Source organism: Bacillus tuaregi, assembly GCF_900104575.1.
Lineage (GTDB): Bacteria > Bacillota > Bacilli > Bacillales > Cytobacillaceae > Bacillus_BD > Bacillus_BD tuaregi.
In genome coordinates this window covers 144,988-170,772 of record NZ_LT629730.1, presented here as the reverse complement: position 1 = coordinate 170,772, position 25,785 = coordinate 144,988, and the positions used below count along the sequence as shown (strand labels likewise).

The following is a 25,785-nucleotide window of genomic DNA, read 5'->3' as shown; positions in this document are numbered from 1 at the left end:
TTTTTACCCGATTTCTTTTATCTGCAGTATGTTCTTTACGTTCTCCCTGTTTTTGATTAGTTATTTACCAATGAAGCGAGGCATACAAGACCAATGAACCAACTAGAAGAACTGGATTTTCTGTTAAAAAAAGGGGAGCTTTCTAATGAGGAAATCAATGATTTTTTCAAAAATTATAGTGATATTCAATTTATGTCGATTGAGAGTGATTTAAACATTCAAGTCTACTATTGTAAAGGCATGCTGGATACCACTCAGTTAAATGAATATTTTAATCCCATTCTGCTGAGCATCAGTACAGATGATCATACTCGATATCAATCCGAGGAGCTTCCACCTGTAAAGCATGTGCACACGATGAAAGAGATGCTGCAACATGTCTTTTCAGGATTTCTCATCCTCTTTCGGGAAGGGACGCCTTTTTTCCATGTATATAATATTGCCAAGGTCCCGCAGCGCAATCCGGAGGAATCTAGTACAGAGGTTTCGATTAAAGGACCAAAGGATAGTTTTACAGAAGAGATTTATACCAATATCTCCTTGATTCGAAAAAGAATGAAATCCGAACAGCTCTATTGTGAAGCCTTTGAACTTGGTTCCCTTAGTAAAACGGAGGTCTCGCTTCTCTATTTGAAAAATAAAGCCAAACCGGAGGTCATTGCAGAGATAAGAAAGCGTTTGGATGAATTTGACTCAGAAAGTGTGATTGGCAGCGGCCAATTGGAGCAATGGGTATCTGACCACACCTATTCCCTCTTTCCGTTAATCGATTATGTGACTCGTCCTGATTTTGCGATTGAAACCATGCTGCGGGGAAAGTTTATCCTAATTGTAAATGGGTCACCGTCTGTTTTGGTTGGTCCGATTACTCTTATCGAGTTAATCAAATCCCCTGAGGATATTCATTTCCCTTATTATTTTGTCATCTTTGGACGGATGCTTCGCATTATCGGCTTAATGATTTCCATCTTTCTGCCCGGGTTTTGGATCGCCTTATCCAATATTAATATGGATCAGCTTCCTTTTGCTCTTCTGGCTACAGTTATCGTTTCCCGAGAAGGGCTGCCGTTACCGATTGGGCTAGAGGCCCTGTTAATTCTTGGGCTTTTTGAGCTTTTACGAGAAGCTGGCGTTCGAATGCCTGCAGTGGTTGGACAAACCGTGTCCATTGTCGGGGGGTTGATTATTGGAGATGCCGCCATCCGGGCAGGCTTAGCTTCACCGACAATGATTGTCGTCATCGCCTTGACAGCAGTTTCTAGCTACACGCTTGTCAATCAGTCCCTAGTTGGAACAGTTACCCTTTTACGGATTTACATCTTGATTCTTTCCATCTTTCTAGGCGTATACGGGCTATTGATAGGTTATTTCAGTACACTTGTTTATTTATCCAAGCTGGAATCCTTTAAACTGCCATATCTTGAGCCTTTTATCTCCTTGAATATGAAGAAAATAGCAGATGCGTTTGTTGTGAATTCGATTAACCGAAAAACAGGGAAAACTTCTTTTTTACAGAGACGGAGAAAATGATATGATCGGACACACATTCAAATCTTTGACTATCACGGTTTGCTTATGTTTACTGGTGGTTACCTCATGTAGTAATGATATCGGTGAAATTGAACAACAAAACTATGCAACCGCCATCGGGGTGGACTATGAGAATGGAGAATACGTGATTTATATTCAAATGATTGGTTTAGAGTCGATTGCGAAAAGTGAGGGTGGTGATAAAAGTTCTCCTAAGGTATACGTTTCGAAAACAACGGGAAAAACCTTTATCGATGGTTTTTTTAAAGCGTATCATACGGCACAGGAACGGATAATATGGGCACATGTGACAGCAATTCTTATTTCTCAATCCGCCTTAGAGCAGGGCTTAGAAAATATTTTCGATGGAATCACCCGATATTATGAGTTTCGTCCGACTCCATGGGTGTTTGGTACAAAGGATTCCATCGAAGACATCTTGACTAACACTGGATTTTTTCAGCAAAGCTCTCTATATACGATTTTGCATAATCCTGATAGCTCCTATGAACAAAGCTCGACGATTATGCCACTGAAATTAAACCAGTTTGGCAGAGAAGTCTTCGAGCCGGGTCGAACCACGGCTTTGCCTTCCCTTTCTATTAATAAGAAGCAGTGGAAGGTCAACAAGAAGAAAGAGCCAAAATTAGAAATAGATGGCGCCTTTTTTCTTAAGGAGGAAAAGTTTAAGGGCTTCTTCTCTTGGGAGCAGATTAAAGGAATACGTTGGATTACGCCCGGAACGGAACGTACTGCCTTGCTCGTGCCAAAAAGGAATAAACCAGAATTCCTGGCTGTCCTTAAAAAGCAGCGGTTTCATATTCAGCCGGTTAAAAGCGGCGATCACTTTCAGTTTAATTTAACCTATCAGGCGACCGGTATAATCAGTAATCGGATGGAAAATAATGTGGTCAACATTGAGACAATGGAAGACTACACCCAAGAAACCATCCTAGCGGAAATCAGAGACCTATACAGATTAGGACTAAAGCATAATATCGATTTTCTGAACCTCGAGCATCAGCTATACCGAAAGCGGAATTCTGACTGGGAAAGATTGAAGAAGCAGAATCAGGACACCTTTATACGGGACAATAGCATTAAAGACATGAATGCTTCGATTACCATAGAACATTCTGGCTCGTTTAAGAACCGGAAGATCAAGATTAAAGAATAGGTAAGAATAGGTGACAGGCACCGCCCGAAATTTGTCGAAGGAGAGCGCATTGGCTCTCCTTAATCTATTAAGTACTCTCTCCAAGTCCGTGAAACATTCTGTGAAACAAGATTTTTCGGGTGGTGCCTGTCACCCCCTACTCATTTTTATTCTAAAATTGGTCATACTAATTTTACCAACTACGAGTGAGTGATGCTTGATGATTTTTAACAAGGGCTCTGAAAAAGATCGTCCTAGTAATAAAGAAACAGAGGATAAAGACTTCGGTACTTTAGCGAGATCACTGGAAGCCAATGTGGAGACGTTGAAGGAGATTTTCAAGGGCGATGAAACATTAAAATTGAGGAAGCTGCGTAATCGAGTGTTATCGGAAACTAGGTTTTGTGCGCTTTATTTTGACGGGATGGTAAATACTGAGTTAGTGAATGAAAATATCATTCAGCCTATTATGAACCATCCGTTTGCAGGTGGACATTCTTCCCTTCCACTATTAGAGGAGCTGCATAATAATGTCATTGTTTCGAATGAGGTTGTAAAAGAAAACAAGATCAGCAGTATTATCAACTCCTTAATACGTGGTCATACAGTAGTATTGGTGAATGGCTATGACCATTGCCTAGTAGTCAATTCAAAGGTATCTCTGTCTAGAGCGATCACAGAGCCGGAGTCTTCGAGACTTGTGCGTGGTCCTCGAGAAGGCTTCACAGAAGCTATCATGACCAATCTTAGTTTAATTAGGAAAATCATCAATAATCAGGATTTAAAGATGAAATTTAAAGAAATTGGCGAAAGAACCCACACAAAGGTTTGTGTTTGTTATATCGAAGGCTTGGCCCTCGAGGAAATCCTGCAGGAGCTGGACAAGCGTTTAGATGACATTACGCTTGATGGGATTCTTGACTCCGGGTATATACAGGAAATGATTAGCGATGCGCCCTTTTCCTTATTTGAGACCGTCGGCTATAGTGAGAGGCCTGATGTGGTTGCTGCAAAGCTGTTGGAGGGAAGGGTGGCCATCATTGTCGACGGAAGTCCATTTGTGCTGACCGTTCCCTATGTCTTAATTGAAGGGCTACAAGCTAATGAGGATTATTATAGTAAATATATTTATTCAACCTTTTATCGATTACTTCGTCTCGTTGGTGTTTTTTTAGCAATGGGATTACCTGCCATCTATTTATCACTTGCCTGCTTTCACCAGGAATTACTGCCGACTCGCCTATTAATTAGTGTGTCAGCATCGCGACAGGGCGTTCCTTTTCCAACGGTGATTACACTGAGTGGGATGCTCCTAGTCTTTGATGTGATTCGCGAGGCGGGGATTCGCATGCCATCCCCTATCGGTCAGGCGGTTAACATTGTGGGTACGCTAGTCTTAGGACAGGCCGCTGTTGAAGCAAAGCTGGTCAGTGCCCCGGTGGTCATTGTCACCGCCTTATCAGGGATGCTGACGATGCTGAGTCCGGTCACAATTGGGATGGTTGTGTTAGTCCGTTATCTATTGATCATAGCTGCATCCTTTTTAGGAATATATGGATATATCTTTGGCATGATTTTAGTCGTGCTTCATATGCTGAATCTCCGCTCCTTTGGAATTCCATATGTGCTTGGCTTAACCTCTGTGAAAAATCATAATGGACAGGATATCTGGGTGCGTGCTCCCTGGTGGTCGATGACACTAAGACCCAAATTAATCGGGGCAAAAAATCTTGTTAGGCAGAGCCGAAAAAACAGGTAGGGATCCTATGAACAAGAAAATGTGCTTACTATGCTCTTTTACCATGACTATTTGCCTAGTTCTGACGGCATGCTGGAATTACTGGGAAATAGAAGATTTATTGGTTGTGGGTGGAGTCGCGATTGATAAAGGAGAACAGGACCAATACCTCATCACCGTGGAAACGATTCAAATTGAGGGTGGAACTGATGCGAAGGTCGCCTCTAAATCTTTTTCCATGAATGGAAAAACGATGTTTGATGCGGTCCGGAACGAAATTTCCTTAACCGGAAAAAGATTATATTGGAGTCATGCAAAGTCCGTCATCATTAGCGAAGAGTTAGCAAAGGAAGGAATCATAAAATTTCTCGATTGGTTTCATCGTGATTCTGAAACAAGAGACGATATCAAGATTTTTATTTCCAAAGGAAAATCGGCCAAGGAAATCCTGCTGGCAAAAAAAGCACAAAACAGAATAAAAGGTTTAGAGCTAGCCGAAATGCTGACAAGTCAGGATGCATTGAGTAAGGCACCCGATATCGAAATTTGGAAGGTCATAAATGAAATAGCGACTTCCGGGATTTCTGCCATTTTACCAGTGATTCAATTAAATAAAGACCTGGCGCAAAACACGGGTACTGCTATTTTAAAGCAAGACAAGCTGGCAGGCTTTCTTAATAGCCAAGAAACTCAAACGCTTCTTTTTACAAAAGATGAAATAAAAGGTGGGATTCTTGTCATCGAAGCAAATGAATCCCATCCTCCGCTTTCAATGGAAATCTTTACGACCAACACAAAGACGCAGCCTTTGATTGAAAAAAACGGCATTAAAATGGAAATAAACATCGATACCAAGCTTGGATTAGGTGAAATAGCTGGAAATGATATCGAAACGGATGAACAAAGCCTCCTGGAATTAAAGAAGGAAGTCGAAGAGCTGTTAAGTAAGCGTGTAGAAAAGCTCATTTCATTCATCCAAAACGAGTATGGGACAGATATATTTGGTTTTGGCGCCAAAATACATGCCAATGAACCGAAAACCTGGAAAAAGGTCGAGAAGAATTGGGAAGAGTATTTTAAAGAGTTAAACGTACAGGTAACGGCAAATGTAAGGATCATCAACAGCGGAATGATTGCTGAACCGTTAAAAATGGGTGATTAATATGATTTTTATTCCAGTCTTTGTCTATTTTATATTAGTGATTTATGAGTTTGTCCCATTGTATAAACAAAAGCTTTGGCGCGACCTTTGGGTCAATTCGGTTATAGGGCTCGCCTCCTTCTCGTTTGCTGTCATGCTTGCACTTAGATGGAAGGTACCGAGCCCGGCAAAGCTCATTCAAAGAATGATTGAATACTTTTTTTGAAGGTAGGCTTTTATCATGCAGAAGGAAAGAATCACGGATAAACAGGCAACCCACCTATTAATTATTTTCTATATTGGGAGTACGTTTATTATAGGTGCTGGAGCAGGGGCCAAAAATGATACTTGGATCAGCGTTATTCTGGGGGTCATCTTAGCTACACCGATGTTATTTGTCTATGCGAGGCTCTTAGCCCTTTTTCCCGAAAAAGGCTTATTTGATATTCTTGAATTGGTTTTTGGTAAAATCATCGGAAAATGTGTGGCATTTTTATATATTTGGTATACCTTCCACCTTGGGGCGTTGGTGATTCAAAACTTTGGACAATACATTAATACGACTACGATGCCGGAAACTCCTCTATTGATACCGATGCTTTGCCTAGGGTTGGTCTGCATTGCGGCTGTAAGGTCGGGAATTGAAGTGATTGGCAGAATTAGTGTCTATAGTCTCCCTTTAATATTTTTTATCATCTTCATTGTTCAAATTATGGGTCTGCCCAATTGGAATTTGGAGAATGTTAAACCCATACTTGCTAATGGGTTTCTCCCCGTTCTGAAGGGAGGCTTTTCGGTTTTTTCCTTTCCCTTTGCAGAATCGGTTGTCTTATTGGGCGCTTTTTTTTCGTTAAAAACAAACCATTCCGCTTATAAAATTTTCCTAAAAGGAACGGCGATTGCTGGGTTTTTCTTGCTCATTATTACGCTCAGGAATATTTTTATATTGGGAGGAATGCTACCCAATTTATATTTTCCGTCACATGTGGCAGTATCTCGAATCAGCATCGGCCATTTCCTGCAAAGAATTGAAGTCACGGTAGCGGTTGTCCTAATATTTGGCGTTTTCATCAAAGCCAGCATTTGTTTGTTAGTATCCAGCATGGGAATAGCCAAGGTATTTAAATTACATGACTATCGTTCAGTCGTCATTCAAACCGGTTTATTAATGGTATACTTCTCCTATACCTTATACGACAGCATCTTTGAAATGAGAGCCTGGGCATTTGAAATCTACTCCTACTACGCCTTCCCCTTTCAAGTCATTCTCCCCCTCGTCATGCTCGGAATCGGGGAGCTCAAACGATTGAAAGGTAGCTGAAAAAAGTGACAGGCACCACCCGAATTTTCTTGTTTCACAAAATGTTTCACGGAGCATGATTCAGTGATTCTAGTTCCGTGATGGACCCTTCTGAAAGAATTCTCCCACACTTCATCAGAATCATGAATCCTGTTCGTATCCAAAGCTCGGCGGGTTGATATAGGGATTTTTGTAAAAATAGCTGCTCCTGGGCAAGGAATTATGCGGTTTAACTACTTTTATTAAGGTGATGGATATGTTAATTAGACAAGCTACCAGCGATGAGATGCTAGCACTTTGGTTTAAATTTCACACCTCCGATTACTTTGCAGCGCAAATGCAGAGTGGGAATGCGGAGTTTTGGGCAATTGAGCATCACGCGAGATTGATTGGGGAATTATATTTTTTCAAATCACTGGAGGATCCTGATTTTGCAGATGGGAAGACCACCGCCTATCTTTATGGCTTCCAAACCGAAGAAATCATGCGCGGAAAAGGGCTCGGAACCAGGCTGATGAACACAGTTTTTGAGAGATTAACTGAGCTGGGCATCAGCTACGCAACCATTGGCGTGGAGCCTGACCAAGAGGCTAATGTTCGATTATATACGAGATTGGGCTTTACAGAAAAAGTTAAAATGGTAAGTGAAAATCCCTGTGATGTTGACGAAAGCTTCCAGCCTACTTTCGGGCCGGAATACCTGTTATTGCGGAAAAAGCTGTAAGCAATGCCAATGTGCAACCGCAAAAAATGACCTGGAATGCTCTGATTCCAGGTCTACTTCATATATTCACTTCGATTATCTAACCCTGTGAAACATTTTGTGAAACAAGATTTTTCGGGTGGTGCCTGTCACCCTAATAGATATCGATGACCTCAAAGCTTTGGTCGTTATCGCTATTTTGTAAGACACGGGACATAAAAACAGAGAACTCTGCTCTTGTGATGGTTTGATTTGGTTTAAAGCTGTTATCCTGATATCCGGTTGTAATGCTATTGGCCGCTAAAGCCTGGATATGAGAATAGGCCCAATGGTTCGAATCAATATCCGTAAAGGAAATGGTGGTACTTTCTTCTGCTAAAGAGAAGGCGCGGTTGATGACAGCAGCCATTTCCGCTCTCGTTAACGTTTTGTCAGGGTAGAAATAGCCGCCATTACCTTGAAAAATGCCTTCATCGATAACCGTTGCCATCGTATCATATCCGTAGGATTCCTTGCTGGCATCCTGAAGCTTAGGGTCCGGACGATTGGTCGTTTCTAAGCCGAGCGCTCTTACAATCATCGTCGCCGCGTCTACCCGTTTAATGGTTGCATTCGGTCCAAAGCTTCCATCTTTGTATCCATTAATAACCTTCTTGCCTGACAAATATTCTATATCTCCCTTTGCCCAATACTGGTCTGGGATATCATGAAATGTTGTCTGCGCTGTAACGGTAAACCCAAGAACAATAGAACCCGCACAGACAGCCGCAAGCATTAAAAGCCAAACTTTCTTCATTGCCTAGAACCTCCAGTGTTATTGAACCTGATAATCCTTTGTAAATATGACTTTATTATTTTGATCATAGGCTTTAATTGTAATAGAATCGCCGGAGGTTAACCCAGTTAAGCCCAAGCTGTAAGTATTATTGCCTTCATAATGCATTTCCTTGTTATTTGCAGTCATCTTGATAACGGAGTTGTTGCCGCTAGCAGTGATGGATGTTACATAGGTATTGTGTTTGAGTGATACATGATTAATCGGCTCATTTGCATCAGGAATGGCATCTAAAGTAAATGGCTGCACAATACCCTTTGCTAGCTTTTCCCCATCAGCAGATGTTACTTTGCTGGAAATATTCAATGTATAGGATTTATTTTCCTCATAAGCTGATTTCGGTGTGACAATGATTGCTTTCTTGTCGCTCGAAAGCGTAACCTCTGTTGAGATGGTACGATTATTTTCATCCTTAACCTTTATGTTCGTTTTCGTCACAGATGATTCCTTTAAAGGCTGACTGAATGCAACCGTCCATACTTTATTGCTGTCAGTGATGGTCTTAGACTTCCAAGTGCTCACATTCTCTTCAGCGCTTGAGACTGAGTTAGGAACGACCATAAAGAGTGTGATTATACATAAAATGGAGAGAATCCCCCATTTTTTTATTTTCATCATGGGTGCACCACCTGTACTTTCAGTTCATCCATGCTGTTTTGCTCGAGTAGTGTTTGAAGATTTTTAGGCTTCTCCATTAAATCATAAAGTGAATAGCTCTTACCTGCGCTAGAGAAGCGCTTTTTATTCACAACAGGTTTATCTTTATTGACAGGTACTTGAACCACTCGTTTTTCCAATTCGTAATCATTTTCACCATAAAGAATGACTTCAACATCATATTTTTCATGATCCGGTAGCTTTGTAAAGCCAACATCATATAATTTATTGTCAGCGCTTAAAGTTTCAAATGATTTTGTATCTATAAGCGTCGCTGCATCGTCAGCTGTTTCTCCTGGCTTGAATACATTCACGACTATTCTATCAATCTCGCCATTTTCAATACCTTTTGTATCAATAATCGTATCAACATTGGTGATGGAAGATGAAATGGTCGTATCATCTGTCACCTCTTCGACCTTGTGAATAACCTCAACCTCTTTTATATAACGTAATGGTGCAGTTACTTTAATATTTCTTGGTGAAAAATCTTCGATAAGCTCCTCAACCTTTGTTTTCGTATCATCACTATCTGGATGATCTGCCTCGATTTCCGCAAACATTAATTCTGTAAAAGATAGACTGTATGTACCGAAACCATAGCTTTCATGTGTAAAAACTTCATTATCCGATAGGTCTAATACAATCGGTTCGGTAATTGAGAGTGTATAGTATCGATTACTTTTCCAATGCTCCCCTTCATCAGGAGTAATGATTAACTTATATGGATTGTCAGAATCAATTTCCATGCTAATGGAAACAAGCTCTCCTGTATCATCTTCTATTAATGAAATACCTGGATGATTCTTCATCGATTCATTCGGAGCGGCAGGATAAAGGTCCTCATCTGGGTTCCATTTAATAGGTGTATCAAACTCTAAAACAATCGGTGATTTAACATCTAGGTAATCGGTCTCAAGCGCAAATTCATTCGCCAAATCAGCACTAGAAGGCGTGGGAATGGCAAATACGGCAATAAGCATGAATATGATAGCAAGCTTAACCGTCTGCGCTAAAAGGTTGAATTTTTTTGCTGAATACATCATTTTGTCACATCCTTAAATTACATATCTTGGCACTATATTCCTATAATAAAATATAACATTATTAATCTTTGTTCTCAATACTGATAAGTTGTGGTTAAATTTTCCATTTGCGATTTAATGTCGATATTTCCAGGGAAATCTAGATTATAAATAGGTAACTTCATTGATTTCAAAATGGCTCTAATCAACTATTCTTTCATTTTATTACTATATTTTTTGTGGATTTTTAAAAAAAGTAGAGGAAGTCCAAATAGAAACGATGACAAAGAGTTTGTAATCACTAGGAGTATAAAAAAATAGACCTGGAATGCTCTGATTCCAGGTCTACTTCATATATTCACTTCGAATAGCTAACCATGTGAAACATTCTGTGAAACAAGATTTTTCGGGCGGTGCCTGTCACCACTTTTTACGTTTTCCGCTTATGATATGGTTAACACTTCATATTTTGAGGCTAATTCTACAAATTGCGCCATCCCGCTGATTTGACCGGCTACAAGCTTCTCACCTAACTCATAGTAGTCGACACATGTTTTACAAGCAAGAATGTCAACGCCTTTTTCCTCCAGTTCTTTTAATTGAAGAGAGACAAATGATTCGCCCGTTAAGCTATAGACACCTCTATTCATGCAAAAAACAGCCACAGGCAGCTCTTCTTGTTGCTTAAGAACAGTAAAGAAGGTTTCTAATATCCCTTCTCCCAGTTCCTTTTCTCCTGCACCAAGCTGGTCGGACGAAAGTAAAATCACTTTATTTTTCAATTTTTCCACCTCACTGGTTTACTCAAGCTAGTTTAATTTTTCAATAGACAGCACAATTCCTTGCAGTAGCACCATGTTCTTTTTTTCACATACACATAAAATTTTATCATTACACTTACTACCTATTCCATTCATTCTTTAGATTGAAACTAGGGATAACCTATCTATTTTTTTGCAATAGATTGATACGAGGCTTTTTTATAAAACTAGCAGGCGTATGTTGTGGCAGCAGTGTTGAAGTTCCCTCGCCAGAATGAATGGAGATTTTCCGAGTACATATCTACCGCCAGAGCATTACGGTATAATAATAAGTAAATAAGGAAACGGAGGAACTAATTATATGTCTGGAATAAAAAAAGTGACGTCCGATTTATCTCATGTCATCCCCAAGGTGCTTCAATGGGTGCTAAATCTTTCATTAATATTATTAGCTATTGTTTTATCCTTCCTATTATTCAAGGAACTTGTGTCGTTTGTACTCTTATTAATCAAGAATGAAAATAATAATTTTAAAATATTCCTAGAGAACATTCTGATCTTCTTTCTCTACTTCGAGTTTATCACGATGATTGTGAAATATTTCAAAGAGCATTACCATTTTCCGCTTCGCTATTTTATTTATATTGGCATCACGGCCATGATACGCCTCATCATTGTTGATCACAAGGACCCATTAAATACATTATTATATTCTATCGTTATATTAGTCTTAATCATTGGATACTTCATTATGAATCTAACGCCTAGAGAAAGACCAGAGAGTAAGTGGTTTTTTAATAGGAAGTCGCAGGAGTGAGTGACGTTCTTATTTCATATGGACAAGTCACCGGCTTCACCTTAATATCGTTCTGTATCATCACAATGTTTCATAATCCATTTGGTATTTCTTACCCTATGGGCTGTGAAACATTTTTGTGAAACAAGATTTTTCGGGTGGTGCCTGTCACTTTTCGTGATAATAATTCTCATTCTCGGTTATACTATAAAAAGAGAAGGCAACTTAAATAGTTGCCTTTCGAGGTATTACACTTTAGGTTCAAATGTTTTACAGTCGGTTTCTTCAGAAGTAGATGCATGTTCTGATGTACGATTCACCACATAAATCGAAGAGGCATGACATTGGTTTCCTGCTCCCCAGTAATTACAGCTATTCACTTCACATTTTACATCCTTTGCCACTTTAAACACACCTCCCTTATGAGCTAATATTCTCAAAAGAGGGTCATTTCATACTGGATGAACGGCGCATGGAAGCATTCACCATGTTCACTAAAAGCGAGGTGTAGCCGAATCCGAGTATTTCACCAAAATACTAGACAACAGCTACCTTCCCCTTATTTATTCACAATGCTTGTATAGGTCTTCACGGTCATGATGTAATAGATGGCATAAATGATGATAAACGCAAGCATCGCGGAGAATAGCGGGATAAACATATTCGCGCCAATCAAGCTGGAGATAAAGTTACTGATAAAGTAGAGAATTGTACCTCCATGCAATAAGCCGACAATTAATGGTAAACCGAACACAAAGAGTGTTTGTTTCCTGATCGATTTCCGTAGCTCCCTTTGACTGACACCGACTTTCCGTAATATTTCATAATTTGGCTTCATTTCATTGGCCTCTGTCAGCTGCTTAAAATAAATAATGCTCCCGGTGGCAGCTAAAAAGACTAACCCTAAAAATCCGAAAATAAAGAGGTTGAGCGCGTTACCTTCCTTCCCCTTCTTATAGGCAATATAATAGGAGGAAGAAACCTGGAAGTCCTCTCCAATATAGGGCTCAAGCTTTAACGCCGTAGCCTCAGTCGTTTTCTCGTCCTCCACTTCATAGGCCTGATAGATGAACGGCTCCATTTTTTCAGAAACGATAGAAAAAAGTTCATCTGATACGACAACAAAGAAATCCGGATAATCAAACGGCAGAATACTTCCTTCAACCATCCCCACAATCGAAAGGGATTGATGTTCATTTGCCATTTGCAGCGTCAGGCTCTCCCCCGCAAAATCAGAATCAGTAAACTCCGTCAGTCGCGGCTTAATGATAACCACCTCATTCTCCGAAAGAGTAAGCTGGTTCGCTCGATCTAACGCCGTTGCGGCTTGATTATAAGCACTCTCCGGAACAAGCTTCATGGACTCTGTTACATAATCCAGTTCAAAGGACAGCTCTCCTGTCATATGGAGCACAGGAATTTCAACCTGTTCACGAATCGGATGTTCGTGGTCCTCGACAATCATCGAGTGTATTTTTGTATCAAAATCATCGCCCTTTGATAAATGGGTGTAGCTAAACGGCACATCCTGCAGCGTCTGTCTCTCACTTCCATAATAGGTGCTATAGGTTGCCCCAAAAAAACTAATCGTGGCGGCACTTAATAACGCAATCAGTGTAAATGTATTGGTGTTCCCTTTCATTCGGTAAAAAAGCTGCGTGATTTCAATCAGATTCGTTCCTTTGTAATAACGCGGCTTATTCTTTTGTAGCAGCTTTAATAGGTACACCGTTACAGAGCGGAAAAATAAATACGTACCAGCCATCATAAGAATCAGCGCAATCCCGTAATTGGTAAAAATATAAGAGGTCGTTAGCTCCTCGGGAAATGGCCTCATAATCATCCAATAACTCACAGCCAGCAGTACGACCCCAAGCATCGAGGAGATGACAGAAACCTTTGGCTTCTCTTCCCCCTTTTTCTCTGCATGGAATAATTCAATTAACTTAAAACGATAGATTAGCCGGTAGCCTTGAAGCGAAGTAAACAAGGTAATCATCAGAAATACGATGACCGTTTGCAGCACCGCTTCGATGGAGATAGTAAAATCAACCCCTGTCGTGGACCCCATTAGGCGAATCAGAATCATCGTAAACAGCTTGCTAAGAAAGGTTCCCAGCACCATTCCAACCACTAATGAGATGAGACCCATGCATAGATTTTCATAAAAGAGCATCTTTCCAATCGTCTTTTTTCGTAGGCCAAGCATCGAATACAAGCCGACTTCCTTTTTTCTTTTTCTTGTAAAAAAAGCATTGGAATATAAAATAAATATGCCCACGAATAAAATTAAGAGAAGAGACGATGCCATAAACATAAAATTCATCGTATCAGACACTAAAATGCTTTCTTTAATATTCTCGTTATATTGTAAGGAAACAAAGGTATAGTAAATGACAATGCTAAAAACGAATGAAATAAAATAGACCAAATAATGACTAAAATTCCCCTTCATATTTTTCCAGGCTAGGTTAAATAGCGTCATGCACTCCACCCCCAAGCGCAGCTAATACATCCAGTATCTTGTTGAAAAATTCCTTTCGAGACTGCTTCCCTTTGACAAGCTCTGTAAACAGCTTGCCATCCTTGATAAATAAGACTCTTTCGCTATAGCTGGCAGCATAGGCATCATGCGTCACCATCAGAATAGTCGCTTTGTCATGCTCACTCAGCTGCTTCATGCTTTCCAATAAATCAGTTGCCGATTTGGAATCAAGCGCCCCTGTCGGCTCGTCAGCCAGAATCAGGCTTGGCCCTGCTACAATCGCCCGTGCGGCTGCCGTTCGCTGCTTTTGACCGCCTGAAATTTGATATGGATACTTTTCCAAAATCGAGCGAATCCCAAACTTTTCTGCCACCTCAGCTACGCGCCGCTCCAGCTCCTTTATATTCATTTTCGCCAAGGCTAACGGAAGCAGAATATTTTCCTTAACCGTTAACGTATCCAGCAGGTTATAATCTTGAAAAATAAACCCTAATTGTTCGCGGCGAAAATTTGATAGCTGCTCTTCGTTCATATTCAGGATACTCTGCCCATCGATTCTAACCTCCCCTGAGCTAGGTGTATCGATGGTAGCTAATATATTTAACAAGGTGGATTTCCCTGCACCGGACGGTCCCATAATCCCGACAAACTCACCTTCTGCAACCGTTAAGTTAATTTCCTCCAGTGCGGTAAAAACATGACCCTTCGAACCATATATTTTTTTCAATCGCTTTGCTTCTACAATTGCTTTCATTCTATAATTTCCCCCATTTGTTATGAATCTTGAATAACTGATACTTTTATTCTAAACGAATGAATCATGATTCAAACTTACAGTTCCGGGGTTCAACCTTACAGTATTGTCACCATGATGCAATTCTTCTCTATTTTAGATAAGATGGAGGCAAGAAATCTATCTACTATATAGCACACTTGGTTTCTGGAGGGACTTCTATGAAAATGATGATTGTCGAAGATGACATTACGATTCGAGATATGCTAGGGGAATCGATTGCGAAATGGGGGTTTGAGATTGTGAAGGTAGAGGATTTTAACCAGATCCTTCACGTATTGACGACAGAAAATCCTCAATTGGTGCTATTGGATATTAACCTGCCGGCCTATGACGGCTTTTACTGGTGCAATAAGATTAGAGAAATCTCGAAGGTGCCGATTATCTTTATTTCTTCCCGCACCACCCCAATGGATATGATCATGGCCATGAACATGGGCGGCGACGATTATATTCAAAAGCCGTTTGATACAAATGTTCTGATGGCTAAGATCAATGCGCTGTTACGTCGCTCCTATTCGTACATCCAAGCTCCATCCAATGTGCTGGAGCATGATGGAATCATCTTAAACCAGAATGACTGGGAGGTATACTATGGAGATGAAAAAATCAATCTATCCAAAACCGAATTTATCATCCTCCATCTCCTCATGCAGCAGAAAGGAACCATTGTTAGTCGGAACAAAATCATGCGAAGGCTTTGGAAGGACGAAAGCTTTATCGATGACAACACATTAACAGTCAATATTAATCGTCTGCGCAAAAAACTCGCTGAAATCGGCAAGGAACATTTCATTACAACGAAGAAAGGCGAGGGGTATGTGATTCAATGAGCTTTCATCATTACTTAAAGGATAAAAGATTCTTCTTCCTCTTCTATTTGGTTTTGATGGCCTTTATTTCCATAATGACAGTGGTCAGTGTGGAAGAGCCGTATGCGTTTGCCAATGTTTTATATATCAATTTGAGCGGCTTTTTGCTGGTGCTTCTCTATATCACCATCGGTTATTTTTATCATCGTACATTTTATCGCGAATTAATGGAGTGGACTGAAAGTGAACAGGACGGAGTGCTTGTGAGTATACTGCAGCCCTCCAGCCAGGAGCAAAGACTGTTTCTACGTTTTTTAGAAAAAAGGCAAAAGGACCATTTTCACAAGCTGCAGCAGCTATATGATGAAAAGCTTGATCATCAGGAATTCATCCTCTCCTGGATACATGAAGTGAAGCTGCCGATTGCCGCGGGCCGGCTCCTGATAGAAAACAGTGAAGGCCGCTCCGCAGAATGGCTTGCCGATAAATTGGAGGATGAACTGAACAAAATTGACCAATATGTGGAGCAGGCCCTTTACTATTCAAGGGTCGACTCCTTCTCAAAGGACTATTTCATTACCGAGGTGCATCTGAATCAGATTGTGAATAGCAGCGTGAAGAAATACGCTAAGCTGTTTATTAATAAAGGAATCCAGTTTGAAATGGACCTTGCGGATCAATATGTTCAAAGTGATAGCAAATGGCTTGGCTTTGTGATTGACCAAATTCTAGCCAATTCCCTCAAATATACAAACGAAGGTGGGAAGATTACTATCCAGCTTGAGGAAGATTCTCTGGAAAAAAGAGTCTATATTCTTGATAATGGAATTGGAATTAAAGCGGAAGACATCCACCGAGTCTTTGAAAAGGGATTTACCGGCACCATCGGCAGAAGCCACGCTAAATCGACAGGCATCGGGCTCTATCTTGCCAAGCAGCTTGCCAACAAACTTGGTCATGACATCACTATCGAATCAGAAGAAAACAGCTATACAAAAGTAGCAATTCACTTTCCAAAGATTAGGAATTATTATCATTTGAGTTAGATGGAGAGGTAGGAAGTCCATTTTTCCATTTATTTTTCAAGCATACAGTTACTGCCGATAGTCAGCACTCCCGTTTGAACACGCACGAGACCACTAACGAATATGTACTAACCTACTACAGGTGGTACCGTGCCTATCATCAAATCGACAAAATCCGATAAACTTCGGGGCGTGCCTGTCACTCCCCTATAATTTATTAGCAAACTCGTTTAGTTTTTTAGATAATTCTCCAATCTCTACAATAACAGTTAATATTTGTTGAATGGAGGCAGCTTGTTCTTGACCTACAGAAGTGATTTGTTCAATGGAAGCTCCCATTTCTTTCGTAACAGATTGGATTTGCGACATTTTATCACGTATATCCTGTGTTGAAGTAGCGGTTTCCTTTGAAAACCTGCGAATTTCTTTTGCAACCACTTCAAAGCCTCTCCCTTTTTCACCTGCCCGGGCTGCCTCAATCGCTGCATTGAGTCCTAGCAAATTCGTCTGATCCGCCATTCTTTTGATTACCGTTAATACTTCATCTGTATTTTTTACATCCTCCCCTGCTTGATGAGATTGTACTAGAAGCTCTTGAGAAAAATCGGCAAGTGAATTGGAGCCATTGGCCACATAGCTAAGTTGTTCATTTGCTAATGATAAGGATTCGACAATCTGATTGGAAATGGCTCTTAATTCGCTTTGCCTACGTATCTGAATCGCCATTCCACCAATGACTTGACCCTTTTGGTTATGAAGAGGAAGTGCGGTTCCCGTAAATTCAAAGCCATAGAATTCAGCCGGCACTTCAGCCTGCAGACGTCTATTTTGCTTAAGTGCCAGTGCGAGTGGCTCTTCGGAATGTAATGGCTGTCCCACATGAATCTTTAAATCAATAGTCTCTCCGGGAAAATAAGCAATAAATTTTTCTAAATCACATAAAGCGATTGATAAATCAGCTGGTACGGCCGCTTTTAATATAGGAATCATAGCAACAACGTGCTCTAAAGAATCTACTTTGTTAAACATTAACAATAACTCTCCATTTCTTGGGAAAACTGTAGTAATGACCCTTGGTCTATAAACTAAACATATAAAGACTACACTGTTATGAAAAATCTGAGGAAAATGAAAAGGATTGGCCCCTGTATAAACCAGAGAACAATCCTTTTTTGCTGAAAAAAATGACTAACATTTAGGTTCAACTAGATACATATCCTGCCCCAGATTAGGCCCTCATTTTTAGGTTACTTATCCTACTGGTTGACCTTACCTGTTCAATTTCATGATAAAATTTATCATTTAGTACTTTTATATAGGTTCCTTTCATTCCTAATGAACGCGATTCGAGAACCCCGGCACTCTCAAGTTTACGAAGACCATTTACAATCACTGAACGAGTAATTCCGGCACGATCGGCAATTTTTGAAGCGACCACTAACCCTTCCTCTTCGTTAAGCTCATCGAATATATGAACGATAGCCTCCATCTCACTGTACGATAATGAATGAATAGCCATTTGTACAACGGCTTTTTTACGTACCTCCTCATTCCTTTCCTCCGTTTTTGCATGAAGGATTTCCATGCCAACCACTGTTGAGCTATATTCTGCTAGAATGAGGTCATCATCATGAAATGGCTTATCTAATCTTGCCAGAATTAACGTTCCTAAGCGTTCACCCGCCCCAATAATGGGAACAATCGTGGTTAGACCTGTTTTAAACAAATCTCTATTTTCCACTGGAAAGGCTGTATATTCACTGTTCACATCCAGATTGGAAGACGTCTCCTCGATCGTAAATAAATGCTTCGTATATTCCTCAGGAAATTGACGCGCCTCAATCAATTTATTCATCCGCTCATTTTCAATTTGTTGGCATACAGCAAAACCAAGCAGCTTGCCCGTCCGGCTTACGATAAAGATATTGGCGTCAATAATTCCACTTAGTGTTTCTGACATTTCATTAAAATTCACAGATTTACCTGCAGCTTTTTGTAATAGAGCATTAATTTTTCTTGTTTTTAATAATAAGTTCATGATTATACCCTCCTGTAAAAAAATATAGTTACCATGCTATGAACCCGTATCAAGTCCATCTAAAAAGTAAAAAGCTTTGGTCAGTTCAGAACAAAAATCTCATTCAAAAAATAATATTAATTAGAATAAGCTCGTAAAAATTAGTTGTTTTATTCACATGATGTATGTAAAAACATAAGTCATAAAGTCCATTATTGAACCTTGAAAAACGAAGGAAGTACGTTTCTATAGATATTTCTCTTTCGAAGAGTGTTTAGGAGTTATCCTACAGAGGCTTCGGGTTGAGTCCATTTTTATGTGAATAGTCATAAGTGGCTGAAGAAATTCACAAAAAGTAATCTAAGTCCTTTTTCTACTATCACTACAGTAGTAACCAAATCCAGATAACATAGTACCATATACTCAATCTGATTTGTATATTTAAACGCTCAAATAATATAATTCGCGCATTTCTAATAATTCAGGTTAATCGAATGGGGTGACAGGCACCATCCATTACTCAGCGTGGAACATTTTGTGAAACAAGATTTTTCGGGTGGTGCCTGTCACTCTAATTGTAATTGTATGAATTTTATACCATCAATTGACAGAATTTAGTATTTTTATATAATATATTAGATGATAATCAATATCACGAGAAAATTACATATGTTTTATACGAAATGGCAAACCATTGGAAATGATGGGACGCAAAACTAGAGGGGCTACGTCTGTATGGATATGCCAGCCAGGTTACCGAAAATAAATGCTTTTTGGCTCACTTTCGGTATGAATGTGAGTTTTCTTTTTTTCAAGATGGAGAACAAATATGCGGAAATGAAGAGTAGGTGGACTTTAATGTTTTTTTGGGACAAATGGACAAATAGCAAAACATCTACAGCTGGTAATTTTTTGGAAAACACATCCTTATTTTTAGACTACCCTGACGCCATTTTTACGATGAATGTAAATGAACAAATACTATCAATCAATAAGGCTTTCACCCATCTATTAGGACATTCGCTTAAGGATGTCTTGGAAGATATAGATAAATGGATATCCCCACATGACTTTGAGAAATTTCAATACCATATCCACAAAGCCTTTCATAACCTCCCTTCTTCTTTTGACTGTCAGTTAATCCATAAAAAAGGGTATAGAATCCCTGTGGAGATATCAGTCATTCCAAGCGTGCAGAAGGATAAAAGTATACTCACCTATTGTGTCTGTAAGGATTTGCGAACCACCCAATTATACGAAAAAGGGATTCTAATCCTAACCGATCATCTACAGCAATCCCAAAAAAGAACAAACATCGGCAGCTTTGATTATGATTTAATCGAAAATGAAGCCTTTTGGTCACAGCAAACCTATCAAATTTTCGGAATCGAGGATCCAGACTTTATCCCTGCTAATGAATCGATAGCAAAATTAATCCATCCGGATGATTTAGAGAAGGTTGAAAAAACACTAGGTAGAGCCAAGCATTTCGGCGAAGGCTATGAGCTTGAAACGAGAATTCTTAAAAATAGCGGGGAACAAAGGACCCTTTATCAACGCGCTGAAATCATGCTTGATGAGACAGGAAAGGCGATTCGGATAATAGGGACCGTTCAGGATGTCACTTCACAAAGGGAAATTGAAAATCAGTTAAACAAAAATGAACAGATGCTACAATCGATTACCGATCGTTTACAGGTTGGGATTTGGTCCTATAGTTTAAACGAAAATCGACATATATTCTGCTCCAAGGGCTTAGAGGACATATATGGGTTAAATCAAGCTGAACTAATGATGAAGCCTTTATTATGGACCGACAGCATTCACGAAGATGATTTACCCTCTGTTATTGAAAACATAGACAAGGCAATCAATGGAAAAGAAGTGACCCATAAGTATCGGATTCGAAATGTAAAAGGAATTGAAAAATGCCTTCGCGTCCAAATGATTCCCTATTTTGAGCACACCGGAAAAGTGATGCAAATAGATGGATTTGTCGAGGATTTTACCGAGGAAAAAGTGTATATTGATGCTCTTTCGTTTCTCGCAGACCACGATTCTTTAACTAGACTTCCGAATCGTCGTTACTTTAAAAGGGTCTTAACCGAGCATATTCAGTCGCAAAGCCATGCAGAGAAATTTGCTGTTTTATATCTAGGCATTGACCGCTTAAAATCGATTAACGATACCTTTTCATATCAATTAGGCGATGAGCTGCTTATTAGTATTGCTGAAAGGTTAAATCGTGTCCTCGTGGGCGAGGATACGTTTCTTGCCCGTATTGCAGGAGATGAATTTGCCATCTATGTCAGAAATATTATCGAAGCAGAGGATGCCATCCAAGTGGCAAAAAAGATTATTCAGGAATTTGAGAAGCCTTTTTACCTCGAGGAGGAGGAAATCTATTCAACCACAAGCGTTGGGATTTGTTATTACCCTTTTGATGGCGAGGATTCTCATACTCTTTTAAAAAAAGCCGCAATTGCCTTACACAATATAAAGGAAATCGGACAAAGTCATTGGCAAGTCTATTCATCCTTAATGAACATTGAATCGTTTAAAAAGTTTCAATTAGAAAAGGATTTGCGAAAAGCCTTGATGAATAACGAAATGTATCTGGAATACCAGCCAAAGGTCAATACACTAAACCAGCTAATAGATTGTCAAGAAAAATCTTTTAAATCGAAAACAACTTCATGCTATACTAAAAATGCGCAACTCAAATAACCCTCCGAACTTAATTTGGAAGGTTTTTGCTTTATTTGAAAATGCTGTTATTAAATAGTTTCTTGGAATGGTGTTTTCGTTTTTAACATCGCATAAATCCAGTGTAAAAGTTTATTAGCACATGCAATAATGGCTACTTTATAAGGCTTACCTTCTTCACGTTTTAAATCGTAGAAGGCACGTAATCGCTTATTTCGTGCAATGGTTTCATCAGTTGTTTTCTTTTTACGACTATCTCGAATGGAACACCGAACTGCTGTAAAAAGCATGTGGCGAAGCCTTGCAGAGCCTCGTTTAGTAATATGATTCTTCGTACCTTTAAAGCGACCTGATTCAAAAACACTAGGGTCAAGTCCTGCAAAGGCAACTAACTTTTTGGGATGACTAAACCGATCAATTTCTCCGATTTCAGAAATAATCGTGGCAGCGATTTTTTCACCTACACCGGGAATTGTTTGGAGTAGTTCATATTCTTCAAGTTGTACCGCCAACTTATCAATCTCACGCTCCAACGTAGAAAGTTGTTGGTGGTACGCTTGAAGTAAATCAATATACATATTCAGACTGACTAGAAGGCTTTGATATAGCGTTGACTGAAATGGATTGCGTTCTGCAGCTGCGATTAATCCTTCTGCTTTTTTATGCGCCCAATTAAATGAACGTGCTTTACAATGCCTATCAATAAATTGTGCAATTTCCTCCACACCAGCTTTTAAGACGGACTCCGAGGTAGGGAAGGTTTGTAAAGTTTTTAATGAAACCTCGGCATACAAATCGCCAAAAACACCTTTATACTCTGGAAATACTTGATCTAACACAGCTTGAAATTGAAGCTTTGTTTGAACCATAATTCCCGTCATATTTTCATGTTGTCTTGTCAGATGCCGAAGATTTAATAACTGAACACCACGCTTTTTCTGAGGCTCTAAATCCTCCTTGTAATACAGTTCGCCTAAGTGATAAGCATCAATGGCATCTGTTTTGGTTTTTCGTAAGCTAGAACTTTTTGCCCGGTAGGATACCAATGGATTTACGATAATCACAATGTACTCTCTTGCTTCTAAAAACTGTACAACTGGGGCATGATAGTGACCTGTTGACTCCAAAACGACAGGTGGTTTCATCCCTGCTTGACGCTCTAAATCGAGTAAATAAGAGTGTAACTCTTTTAGACCTTCCACCGTATGTTCAACCTTCACACTGTTTTTATAGGGCATCTTTTTATCCAAGAACATTTGAATCTGACTTTCACCTTTAGCGACATCCAGACCAACAACTGGATTCATAGTTTATCTCCTCCTAGTGTAGTGGATTGACCGGTAACCTCTATCTAGCTTGTCATTCATATATTCGCTTGTTATACGGGATCTCAATGTCCCAACCAGCCTAATCATGTGTTAACAAGTAGAGGGCGAACAGTTTAGTTGTCGGGATCAAGTCCCACGGGTGCGTCCGTTCTACCCCGGCTACTATCAATCTATAAATTGAATAAAAAATAGTCAACCAGATTTCTCTGGCTGACCTTATAATACGAACGGGTAAGATAGAAGGAGCCGAGGCCCTGATTCGTTGGAAGCATTCAGAATGGGGAATTGTCTCACCGGGTGAATTTATCCCTTTAGCAGAAGAAAATGGATATATTTGTACTCTTGGCGACTGGGTATTTAAGGAAGTTTGCAAAATGATTGCAAACTGGAAGGAGCAGGGCTTACCCATCGTTCCGATTGCCGTCAATGTTTCTCCCAAAAGATTGATGAAGACAGACTTCACCCAGTTTGTAAAAGACACCATTGAAGAAGCGGGAATTGAACCAGAATTAATCGAGCTAGAGTTAACGGAGCAATCGATTATTCAACAGTCTGAGACGACCAAAAACATCATAACTGATTTGCATCACTATGGTGTTTCCATTGCCCTTGATGATTTTGGCACAGGCTTTTCCTCGTTATTTGACTTAATCAATTTTGACATTCAAATCCTTAAAATCGATAAATCCTTTATTGATGGGATTTCGATTAATCCAGTGAATGAAAGTGTGATAAAAAGTCTTATCATTCTTTCCAAGGACTTAGGCATTAAAGTCGTTGCCGAGGGTGTCGAGGTTCAAGAGCAATTAAGCTTTCTTCAGCAGCAGGAATGCCATCAAATTCAAGGCTATATTTTTAGTAAGCCGGTTAAGGCCAACCAGCTGATTAAGCTGATGAAAAAAGAAATCCTAAAGCCTGTACAAGTACGCAGACCAAAATCGATTGTGGAAAACCGACGCAAATATTATCGTCTAGCCTTTCAGAATCCTTTATGTGCAGACATGACGATTATTAAATTTAAGGACAAGGATACAAACCTAGGCTATTCCAATGCCTTAATTGAAAACATAAGCCTTGGTGGTTTACGCTTTCTAACAAATATTAACTTACCCGTTCAAAAGGATATTCTGCTACAATTTACAACGACCATATTAAATGAGTCGGTTACATTTATCGGTGTCATTGTCTGGAAAATGGAAGTCGATAATCTCTTTCAATATGGACTTGAATTTCAAATTAGCAGAATCGATAGAGATAAATTAGCCCCTCTTTTTAATCGATTGAGCATTCAAGTCAATAAAAAACAATTTTTACCGAACAGTGATTTTCTTCAGGAATCGAAGCAGCAATATTTCTCTGTTAACCCTCAGAATTAGGGTTGATAAGCCGGGACTTTTGATATATCATTCGTTTTATGTCATAAAAACGGATACCATTTCAAATAGTTCCGGCGTTTTATATACTGTCAAAGTTAGTCGAATAGCCTTTATTGATAACAGAAAAGGCTACTATTTTTTTCAATCGTTTAACCGTTTTTTACTTCGTTAGTCACGCTCACGGAAAATTCATTACCCCACATGCAGAACATATTCAATCACAAGCAGAACAAAAATTTTTATAAAAGCATGAAGTCTATCTATCATGAATTTGGTTTACTTGCATTCAAGCAGCAGGATGGAAGGAGAATACAATGGCTTTTACCAGAAAAAATGTCCTCATTCTAACATATGTGCTTTTTACACTAGCGTTCGCTACCCATAGCTATTTATTGATTGGCAAAATATCCATCACAACAATGATTATCTACATTTTCATCCTGACTTTTCTATGGCTATTATGGAAAAAACAGGAATTAGTCTATCAAGAAGAAGAAAAGCAAAGGGAAGAAATACAGAGATTAGAAATAGAAGCGTACAGACAACGAATGGACGTATTAGAGAAAGAAAACGAAAAACTATCGCAAAATATCAGGTTGATTGAACAAAACCTTGATAACATAACTGATATTGCAATTTTTTCCTTTGACGTGACTACAAATAAAATTTATATATCAAAGGGTGCTGAACATATTTTTGGCTATACACATCAAGAACTCATGAGTAATCCTCACCTTTGGAGACATGCCGTACATCATGAGGATATCGCTGGTAGAGATGAAAAAGATCAGCGGTTACTTTCAGGTGAAATGATCACCTCCGAATATCGAGTTGTGCTTTCTAACGGTGACACACGCTGGGTCATTCAAAGAGAAATCCCGATAAAAAATGAATTGGGCGAAGTGATTAGGGTTCAGGGAAATGTGATTGATATTTCCGATCGTAAGAAGCTTGAGTTTCAATTAAAGCAGATGGCTTATTATGATGATTTAACGAATTTGGCCAATCGCTCCTTAATGGAACGACAGCTTAAAAAGTCATTAGCCCGCTCCAAGCGGCAGAAAAATACGTTAGGAATCATGTTTGTGGATTTAGATGGATTTAAGAAGGTCAATGATACAATGGGACATGAAATCGGTGATCTGTTATTAAAAGAAGTCGCAAACAGGCTGAATGATTCGGTTCGCGAGGAAGATTTCATTGCCCGTCTTGGCGGGGACGAGTTTTTGATTGTATTTGAAGCAACCAATCAAAGAAATATCGAAAAGACCGCTGAGCGACTTTTAGATGAAATCTCGCAGTCTTATCAATTAAATGGAAAACTAGCGACTGTCACACCAAGTATCGGCATTAGCTTATATCCAAAAGACGGAAAAGATCAAGACACACTCATCAATAACGCTGACAAGGCGATGTACTACGCGAAAAGCCAAGGAAAAGCCAATTTCCAATTCTATCGACCAGAGCTTGAGGAGTTGCTGGCTAAGAAACCTAATGTTTTTCAAAAAATAGTAACTCAACTGTTTGACTCTAGACGTTGAGATAGCTAACAATAGACGAAAAAGCAATCCCTGTGGAAGGTTCGCCTTACAGGGATTGCT

At 39.5% G+C, this 25,785-nt stretch carries 22 protein-coding genes, 1 pseudogene and 1 riboswitch; of the genes and pseudogenes, 13 read left to right on the top strand and 10 right to left on the bottom strand.

All coding sequences use genetic code 11. From position 1 onward, the window contains the following. Positions 1-93 precede the first annotated feature (93 nt). From BQ5321_RS01455 to BQ5321_RS01425, 7 genes are all read left to right on the top strand, one after another. Positions 94-1,530 carry a spore germination protein gene (locus BQ5321_RS01455; RefSeq protein ID WP_071392852.1) on the top strand — a complete coding sequence of 479 codons (1,437 nt, stop codon included), beginning with the start codon at positions 94-96 and terminating at the stop codon, positions 1,528-1,530. Position 1,531: 1 nt separating this feature from the next. After that, positions 1,532-2,707 carry a Ger(x)C family spore germination protein gene (locus BQ5321_RS01450; RefSeq protein ID WP_071392851.1) on the top strand — a complete coding sequence of 392 codons (1,176 nt, stop codon included), beginning with the start codon at positions 1,532-1,534 and terminating at the stop codon, positions 2,705-2,707. A gap of 199 nt (positions 2,708-2,906) precedes the next feature. Further along, positions 2,907-4,445, top strand: coding sequence for a spore germination protein (locus BQ5321_RS01445; protein ID WP_071392850.1), 1,539 nt, complete (start codon positions 2,907-2,909; stop codon positions 4,443-4,445). Between the two features lie 7 nt (positions 4,446-4,452). Continuing rightward, the gene (locus BQ5321_RS01440) at positions 4,453-5,586 is read left to right on the top strand and encodes a Ger(x)C family spore germination protein (RefSeq protein WP_071392849.1); all 1,134 of its coding nucleotides are present in this window, start codon (positions 4,453-4,455) and stop codon (positions 5,584-5,586) included. Between the two features lies 1 nt (position 5,587). Then, positions 5,588-5,791, top strand: coding sequence for a hypothetical protein (locus BQ5321_RS01435; protein ID WP_071392848.1), 204 nt, complete (start codon positions 5,588-5,590; stop codon positions 5,789-5,791). Between the two features lie 15 nt (positions 5,792-5,806). Continuing rightward, a complete protein-coding gene (locus BQ5321_RS01430) occupies positions 5,807-6,886 on the top strand; it encodes a GerAB/ArcD/ProY family transporter (protein WP_071392847.1) in 1,080 nt (359 codons plus the stop codon). 235 nt (positions 6,887-7,121) lie between these two features. Further along, positions 7,122-7,589: a GNAT family N-acetyltransferase gene (locus BQ5321_RS01425; RefSeq protein ID WP_071392846.1), complete on the top strand. Its 468-nt coding sequence runs from the start codon at positions 7,122-7,124 to the stop codon at positions 7,587-7,589. A 133-nt stretch (positions 7,590-7,722) separates the two neighbouring features. Here the strand turns inward: BQ5321_RS01425 and BQ5321_RS01420 are convergent, their stop codons facing one another. The 4 genes from BQ5321_RS01420 to BQ5321_RS01405 form a co-directional block, all read right to left on the bottom strand. Next, the gene (locus BQ5321_RS01420; protein WP_071392845.1) at positions 7,723-8,364 is read right to left on the bottom strand and encodes an S-layer homology domain-containing protein; all 642 of its coding nucleotides are present in this window, start codon (positions 8,362-8,364) and stop codon (positions 7,723-7,725) included. An 18-nt stretch (positions 8,365-8,382) separates the two neighbouring features. Beyond that, entirely contained in the window at positions 8,383-9,021 is a 639-nt protein-coding gene (locus BQ5321_RS01415) for an Ig-like domain-containing domain (protein WP_071392844.1), read from the bottom strand. Beyond that, positions 9,018-10,106, bottom strand: coding sequence for a hypothetical protein (locus tag BQ5321_RS01410; protein WP_071392843.1), 1,089 nt, complete (start codon positions 10,104-10,106; stop codon positions 9,018-9,020). Before BQ5321_RS01410 ends, BQ5321_RS01415 begins: the two co-directional genes overlap by 4 nt. Positions 10,107-10,528: 422 nt before the next feature. Continuing rightward, the gene (locus tag BQ5321_RS01405; protein WP_071392842.1) at positions 10,529-10,867 is read right to left on the bottom strand and encodes a DsrE family protein; all 339 of its coding nucleotides are present in this window, start codon (positions 10,865-10,867) and stop codon (positions 10,529-10,531) included. Positions 10,868-11,207: 340 nt separating this feature from the next. Between BQ5321_RS01405 and psiE the strand changes: the two genes are divergently transcribed. Next, entirely contained in the window at positions 11,208-11,663 is a 456-nt protein-coding gene (gene psiE / locus BQ5321_RS01400; protein ID WP_071392841.1) for a phosphate-starvation-inducible protein PsiE, read from the top strand. A gap of 227 nt (positions 11,664-11,890) precedes the next feature. Here the strand turns inward: psiE and BQ5321_RS01395 are convergent, their stop codons facing one another. The 3 genes from BQ5321_RS01395 to BQ5321_RS01385 form a co-directional block, all read right to left on the bottom strand. Continuing rightward, positions 11,891-12,046, bottom strand: coding sequence for a DUF1540 domain-containing protein (locus BQ5321_RS01395; RefSeq protein WP_071392840.1), 156 nt, complete (start codon positions 12,044-12,046; stop codon positions 11,891-11,893). A 155-nt stretch (positions 12,047-12,201) separates the two neighbouring features. After that, entirely contained in the window at positions 12,202-14,127 is a 1,926-nt protein-coding gene (locus BQ5321_RS01390; RefSeq protein WP_071392839.1) for an ABC transporter permease, read from the bottom strand. Then, positions 14,114-14,881: an ABC transporter ATP-binding protein gene (locus BQ5321_RS01385; RefSeq protein ID WP_071392838.1), complete on the bottom strand. Its 768-nt coding sequence runs from the start codon at positions 14,879-14,881 to the stop codon at positions 14,114-14,116. The genes BQ5321_RS01390 and BQ5321_RS01385 overlap by 14 nt, the downstream gene beginning before the upstream one ends. Before the next feature lie 200 nt (positions 14,882-15,081). Between BQ5321_RS01385 and BQ5321_RS01380 the strand changes: the two genes are divergently transcribed. Together BQ5321_RS01380 and BQ5321_RS01375 are read left to right on the top strand one after the other, a co-directional pair. Then, positions 15,082-15,753 carry a response regulator transcription factor gene (locus BQ5321_RS01380; protein WP_071392837.1) on the top strand — a complete coding sequence of 224 codons (672 nt, stop codon included), beginning with the start codon at positions 15,082-15,084 and terminating at the stop codon, positions 15,751-15,753. Further along, positions 15,750-16,778, top strand: a complete 1,029-nt coding sequence (locus tag BQ5321_RS01375; RefSeq protein WP_071392836.1) for a sensor histidine kinase — start codon at positions 15,750-15,752, stop codon at positions 16,776-16,778. The genes BQ5321_RS01380 and BQ5321_RS01375 overlap by 4 nt, the downstream gene beginning before the upstream one ends. A gap of 186 nt (positions 16,779-16,964) precedes the next feature. Here the strand turns inward: BQ5321_RS01375 and BQ5321_RS25035 are convergent. Then, a pseudogene (locus tag BQ5321_RS25035) lies at positions 16,965-17,294 on the bottom strand (methyl-accepting chemotaxis protein); the annotation flags it as partial. Between the two features lie 691 nt (positions 17,295-17,985). Further along, a complete protein-coding gene (gene codY / locus BQ5321_RS01365; protein WP_071392834.1) occupies positions 17,986-18,795 on the bottom strand; it encodes a GTP-sensing pleiotropic transcriptional regulator CodY in 810 nt (269 codons plus the stop codon). Positions 18,796-19,449: 654 nt separating this feature from the next. Beyond that, a riboswitch (cyclic di-GMP riboswitch) is annotated at positions 19,450-19,535 on the top strand. A gap of 97 nt (positions 19,536-19,632) precedes the next feature. On the opposite strand from codY, the gene BQ5321_RS01360 reads away from it, so the two are divergent. After that, entirely contained in the window at positions 19,633-21,501 is a 1,869-nt protein-coding gene (locus BQ5321_RS01360) for a diguanylate cyclase domain-containing protein (RefSeq protein ID WP_071392833.1), read from the top strand. Between the two features lie 50 nt (positions 21,502-21,551). Here the strand turns inward: BQ5321_RS01360 and BQ5321_RS01355 are convergent, their stop codons facing one another. Next, positions 21,552-22,787, bottom strand: a complete 1,236-nt coding sequence (locus BQ5321_RS01355; protein WP_071392731.1) for an IS110 family RNA-guided transposase — start codon at positions 22,785-22,787, stop codon at positions 21,552-21,554. A gap of 209 nt (positions 22,788-22,996) precedes the next feature. Between BQ5321_RS01355 and BQ5321_RS01350 the strand changes: the two genes are divergently transcribed. Further along, positions 22,997-24,184, top strand: coding sequence for an EAL domain-containing protein (locus tag BQ5321_RS01350; protein WP_315970073.1), 1,188 nt, complete (start codon positions 22,997-22,999; stop codon positions 24,182-24,184). A gap of 314 nt (positions 24,185-24,498) precedes the next feature. Further along, positions 24,499-25,725: a sensor domain-containing diguanylate cyclase gene (locus BQ5321_RS01345; RefSeq protein WP_071392831.1), complete on the top strand. Its 1,227-nt coding sequence runs from the start codon at positions 24,499-24,501 to the stop codon at positions 25,723-25,725. The last annotated feature ends 60 nt before the right edge of the window (positions 25,726-25,785 follow it).

Bases quoted from the DNA above. Each gene is read 5' to 3' on its own strand.
- BQ5321_RS01380 (WP_071392837.1), top strand. From the start codon at position 15,082: ATGAAAATGATGATTGTCGAAGATGACATTACGATTCGAGATATGCTA.
- BQ5321_RS01420 (WP_071392845.1), bottom strand. From the start codon at position 8,364: ATGAAGAAAGTTTGGCTTTTAATGCTTGCGGCTGTCTGTGCGGGTTCT.
- BQ5321_RS01415 (WP_071392844.1), bottom strand. From the start codon at position 9,021: ATGATGAAAATAAAAAAATGGGGGATTCTCTCCATTTTATGTATAATC.
- BQ5321_RS01435 (WP_071392848.1), top strand. From the start codon at position 5,588: ATGATTTTTATTCCAGTCTTTGTCTATTTTATATTAGTGATTTATGAG.
- BQ5321_RS01440 (WP_071392849.1), top strand. From the start codon at position 4,453: ATGAACAAGAAAATGTGCTTACTATGCTCTTTTACCATGACTATTTGC.
- BQ5321_RS01455 (WP_071392852.1), top strand. From the start codon at position 94: ATGAACCAACTAGAAGAACTGGATTTTCTGTTAAAAAAAGGGGAGCTT.
- psiE (WP_071392841.1), top strand. From the start codon at position 11,208: ATGTCTGGAATAAAAAAAGTGACGTCCGATTTATCTCATGTCATCCCC.
- BQ5321_RS01390 (WP_071392839.1), bottom strand. From the start codon at position 14,127: ATGACGCTATTTAACCTAGCCTGGAAAAATATGAAGGGGAATTTTAGT.
- BQ5321_RS01425 (WP_071392846.1), top strand. From the start codon at position 7,122: ATGTTAATTAGACAAGCTACCAGCGATGAGATGCTAGCACTTTGGTTT.
- BQ5321_RS01345 (WP_071392831.1), top strand. From the start codon at position 24,499: ATGGCTTTTACCAGAAAAAATGTCCTCATTCTAACATATGTGCTTTTT.
- BQ5321_RS01450 (WP_071392851.1), top strand. From the start codon at position 1,532: ATGATCGGACACACATTCAAATCTTTGACTATCACGGTTTGCTTATGT.
- BQ5321_RS01430 (WP_071392847.1), top strand. From the start codon at position 5,807: ATGCAGAAGGAAAGAATCACGGATAAACAGGCAACCCACCTATTAATT.
- BQ5321_RS01410 (WP_071392843.1), bottom strand. From the start codon at position 10,106: ATGATGTATTCAGCAAAAAAATTCAACCTTTTAGCGCAGACGGTTAAG.
- BQ5321_RS01445 (WP_071392850.1), top strand. From the start codon at position 2,907: ATGATTTTTAACAAGGGCTCTGAAAAAGATCGTCCTAGTAATAAAGAA.
- BQ5321_RS01360 (WP_071392833.1), top strand. From the start codon at position 19,633: ATGTTTTTTTGGGACAAATGGACAAATAGCAAAACATCTACAGCTGGT.
- BQ5321_RS01375 (WP_071392836.1), top strand. From the start codon at position 15,750: ATGAGCTTTCATCATTACTTAAAGGATAAAAGATTCTTCTTCCTCTTC.
- BQ5321_RS01355 (WP_071392731.1), bottom strand. From the start codon at position 22,787: ATGAATCCAGTTGTTGGTCTGGATGTCGCTAAAGGTGAAAGTCAGATT.
- codY (WP_071392834.1), bottom strand. From the start codon at position 18,795: ATGAACTTATTATTAAAAACAAGAAAAATTAATGCTCTATTACAAAAA.
- BQ5321_RS01385 (WP_071392838.1), bottom strand. From the start codon at position 14,881: ATGAAAGCAATTGTAGAAGCAAAGCGATTGAAAAAAATATATGGTTCG.